We start from the raw sequence: 4,123 nt of genomic DNA, 5'->3' as shown, positions 1-4,123 counted from the left end.
CCCAGGTGGTGCCAGTGACCCTGGCCCACCACGTCCGCCGCGAACAGGTCGAGCGCGCCCGCGGCGACCAGCCACAGCACCTGCGGCCCCTCCAGGTCGAGCTGCGGGCCGGAGCAGTCCACGGGCGTGCCCACGGTGTCGAGCGCCTGGAGCCCCGTGTCCCCGGGGGCCCGGCCGCCCGGGTACGCGCCTTCGTAACCGGAGGTCATCTACCGCTCCCTGACCAGTCGTGCGTAGCTGCCGCCCGAGGCCAGCAGCTGCTGGTGGGTGCCGCGCTCGACGATCACGCCGTGCTGGAGCACCACGATTTCGTCGCTGTCACGGACCGTGCTCAGCCGGTGGGCGATCACCACGCAGGCGCACCCGCGGCGGCGCAGGTTGTCCATCACCACCAGCTCCGTCTCGGCGTCCAGCGCGCTGGTGACCTCGTCGAGGACCAGGACGCTGGGACGGCGGGCCAGGGCCCGGGCGATCTCCAGCCGCTGCCGCTGCCCGCCGGAGAAGTTGCGGCCGTCCTGCTCCACGGGGCTGTGGATGCCGCCGGAGCGGCGCATCACCACGTCGTACAGGGCGGCGTCCCTGAGCGCGTCGACCACCGCCTCGTCCGGCACCGAGGGGTCCCACAGCGCGACGTTGTCGCGGACCGTGCCCTCGAAGAGGAACACGTCCTGGTCGACGAAGGAGACCGAGGCGGCCAGCGCCCCGCGCGGGATGTCCTCCAGCCGCTGCCCGTCGATCCGGATCACGCCCTCCCAGGGCGCGTACAGGCCGGCCAGCAGCCGGGCCACCGTCGACTTGCCGCTGCCGGAGCCGCCGACCAGCGCCACCTGTCGGCCCGGACCGACCGTCAGGTCGAAGCCGCTCAGCAGCGGCTCGTCCAGCGGGCTGTAGCCGAAGGCGACGTCCTCCAGCTCGACGTGGCCGCGCAGGCGGCGGGTGGAGTCCTCGCCGCCGCGCGCGTGCAGCGGATCGGGCGCGAAGTTCTCCACGTCCTTCAGCCGGGCCACGTCGGCCGCGAAGTCCTGGATCCGCCCGGCCACGCCGTTCAGCCGGGTCAGCGGAGCGGTGAACCGGGTGACCAGCGCCTGGAAGGCGACCAGCAGGCCCACCGTGATGTGCCCCTCCACCGCGCGCAACCCGCCGATCCACAGGATCAGCGCGCTGTTCAGGGTCGCCAGCGTGGGCGCCACCACGCCCAGCCAGGCGGTGGGCACCCCCAGCCGCTGCTGCTCCTCCAGGGTGACGGCGTGCTGACCGGCCCACTTGCGGAAGTAGCCGTCCTCGCCGCCGGTCGCCTTCATCGTCTCGATCAGCTGGAGCCCGGTGTAGGCGGTGTTGGTGAGCCGGGCGGTGTCGGCGCGCAGCTTGGCGGTACGGGTGGCCCGCAGCCGCACCACCACCCGCATGGCCACCACGTTGAGCAGCGCCACCCCGATGCCCACCGCGGTCAGCTGCGGGTCGTAGGTGTGCAGGAGGACCGCGTACAGCACCACCACCACGGCGTCGACGCCCGCCGAGGCGAGGTCCCGGGAGAGCGTCTCGGCCACCGAGTCGTTGGACTCCAGCCGCTGCACCAGGTCGGCGGGACCGCGCTGGGAGAAGAAGGTGACCGGCAGCCGCAGCAGATGGCGCAGGAACCGGGCGCTGGAGAGCGTGGAGGAGATGATCCGCCCGCGCAGCAGATTGCCCTGCTGCAGCCAGGTCAGCACGGCGGTGAGCAGCACACAGGCGCCCATCGACGTGAACAGCACGTCCAGCAGGGAGGTGCTGCCGCCGATCAGGAAGGTGTCGATCCAGGTGCGGCTGAGCGCCGGCACGGCGGCGCCGACCAGCACCAGCAGCAGGCTCGCCAGCACGGCGGCGGGCAGGGCGCCGGCCGTGCCGCGCAGCCGTGAGGGGAGCGCGCCCAGGGCGCCCGGGCGGCGTCCGCCGCGCCGGAAGTCCGGGCCCGGCTCCATCACCAGCACCACGCCGGTGAAGCTGGTGTCGAAGTCCTCCATGGGCACGAACCGGCGGCCCTTCGCCGGGTCGTTGACGTGGACGCCGCGCCGGCCGAAGCGCCGTCCCATGCCGTCGAGGACGACGTAGTGGTTGAACTCCCAGAACAGGACGGCCGGCGCCGCCACCTCGGCGAGGGCGGCGGTGTCCATCTGCATGCCCTTGGCCGTCATCCCGTAGGCGCGGGCAGCCTTGAGCAGATTCCCGGCCCGGGAGCCGTCGCGGGAGACGCCGCAGGCGACGCGCAGTTCCTCCAGGGGAACGTGGCGGCCGTGGTGGCCCAGCACCATGGCGAGCGCGGCCGCGCCGCACTCCACGGCCTCCATCTGCAGCACGGTGGGGGTGCGGACCGCGCGCCGGCGCGGGCGGCGGGCCGGGGCCTTCCTTGCCGGGCCGGCCCGGCGCCTGCCCCGGACGGGCGGCGGCGGGCCCTTCTTCACGTTCGTGGTGCGGGTGGTCACGGCAGGAGCCAATCGACGGGGTGCTGGTCGGCGACGCGGACGGAGGCGGTGGCCTGGGTCATGGAGTCCAGGCGGAAGGGCGGCCCTTCCTCGGTGGACCACCGGTAGCCGCTCCTCGTCGACGAGGAGCGCACCGGGGTGACGGTGACCGCCACGGGCGCGCCGTCCTCCGTGAGCCGGGCGGCCAGCTGCGCGTCGCCCAGGAAGGAGGCGATGCGCCGGGCCGACTGGGCGCGCCGCTCGACGGACGTCACCGTGCCGCGCAGCACCCCGTAGCGGGAGGCGGGCGCGGTCTGCACGGTGAGGTCCACCGGATCGCCGACGCGGACCTCGGATGCCTTCCCGGCCGGGACGTACACGGTCGCGTACAAGGGGGAGTGCTCGTCGCCGACCTTCTCCACCGCCGCCACGTCGGCGCCGGTCTGCAGGACGGCCCCCACGTTCACGGCGAGCGCGCCGACCCGGCCGGCGTCGACCGCCCGCACCAGGGTCCTGCCCTCGGCGGCGCGGACCTCGAGGACCGGCGTCCCGGCGTCGAGCCGGTCGCCCTCCTCGGCGAGCACGCGGGTCACCTGCCCGGTGACGGGACTCTGCAGGACGTAACTGCCCTGCCCGTGGGTGAGCACGGCCGGTGCGCCCACCGTGGTGACGACCGAGCCGGTCACCGCCCATACGGAGGCGGCGGCCATCACGACCAGGGTCACCGAGAGCACCAGCCAGCCCTGCGGCCGGGCGAGCCGGGCGGGCAGCTCGAGGTCCTCCGGCGACCGCAGCTTGTCGAGGGCCTGCTGGCGGAACTGCACGGAACTTCTTTCGGCTGAACGGAACCGGTCCCCGTGCGGGAACCGGGCACGGAACGCCGGGAGTCCCGGAGCCGTGGGGGTGGCTCCGGGACTCGACGGCGCGAGATGCGATCAGAGGCCGTTGACCAGGCCGGTGACCGGAGCGGTGTTCAGGCCGGTGACGCCCTCGACGGTGGAGACCGCGGTGTTGAGGATGCCGGAGACCGGCGCGATGCCGTCGACGACGCCGGTGACGGCACCGAGGGTCTCGCCGATCAGGCCGCCGGAGACGTTGTCCAGCTCGGCGTCGGAGATCTCGGCGGTCTCGACCTGGGGGACGAAGTTCATGAGAACTTCCCTTCGTAAGGACCTACATAGGGGGGGAAATCGCGCCGCCGCCCGCCGGACCCGTGAGGGCCGGCGAACCTTGCGGCGCGGTGGGATCAAAGCACGGGCGACTTGCCGCCTTCCAATCAACAACCGCTGTGAGCTGGGCGTTTGGCCCTCGGTCGGGGGGAAGCGTGAACGCGGCGTCACCGCATGGGGATCACTTCCACACATGGGTCACGGGAGGACCGCAGGGCCTTCTCCCGTCCCCGGGCCGGAAGCGGGCATTCGGGACCGCCGCGGTGCGCGGCCGTCCCGGGAGGCCCCGGGCGGTGCCCGGATCGGGCAGCCGGTGTGCAGATTTTCCGCACGGACGTTTCGGAGCGGTGATCGTTCACCGTCGGTGCGTGCGCCGTCGCTCACCGAAGCCGAAGCCGAAGCCGAAGCCGAAGCCGAAGCCGAAGCCGAAGCTGAAGCTGAGGCCGAAGCCGGGGGCCTCCGGTCGGCGCCCGTCCGGCGCGGATCCCGCCGAGGCCCGCCGCGCCCTCTGTCGCC

4 protein-coding genes are annotated in these 4,123 nt (G+C 73.6%); all 4 read right to left on the bottom strand.

The features are described from left to right. A partial coding sequence (locus ACOV8S_RS21910; RefSeq protein WP_448319630.1) for a hypothetical protein occupies nucleotides 1-209 on the bottom strand: 209 nt, incomplete at its 3' end. Next, nucleotides 210-2,459 (bottom strand): NHLP family bacteriocin export ABC transporter peptidase/permease/ATPase subunit, encoded by a 2,250-nt coding sequence (locus ACOV8S_RS21905; protein ID WP_448319629.1) that lies wholly within the window; start codon nucleotides 2,457-2,459, stop codon nucleotides 210-212. Then, nucleotides 2,456-3,262: an HlyD family efflux transporter periplasmic adaptor subunit gene (locus ACOV8S_RS21900; RefSeq protein WP_448319628.1), complete on the bottom strand. Its 807-nt coding sequence runs from the start codon at nucleotides 3,260-3,262 to the stop codon at nucleotides 2,456-2,458. The genes ACOV8S_RS21905 and ACOV8S_RS21900 overlap by 4 nt, the downstream gene beginning before the upstream one ends. 111 nt (nucleotides 3,263-3,373) lie before the next feature. After that, entirely contained in the window at nucleotides 3,374-3,589 is a 216-nt protein-coding gene (locus tag ACOV8S_RS21895; protein WP_448319627.1) for a type A2 lantipeptide, read from the bottom strand. Between the last annotated feature and the right edge of the window lie 534 nt (nucleotides 3,590-4,123).

The sequence above is a fragment of the Streptomyces sp. CO7 genome, assembly GCF_053474865.1.
This window is presented reverse-complemented; position numbering and strand designations above follow the sequence as displayed.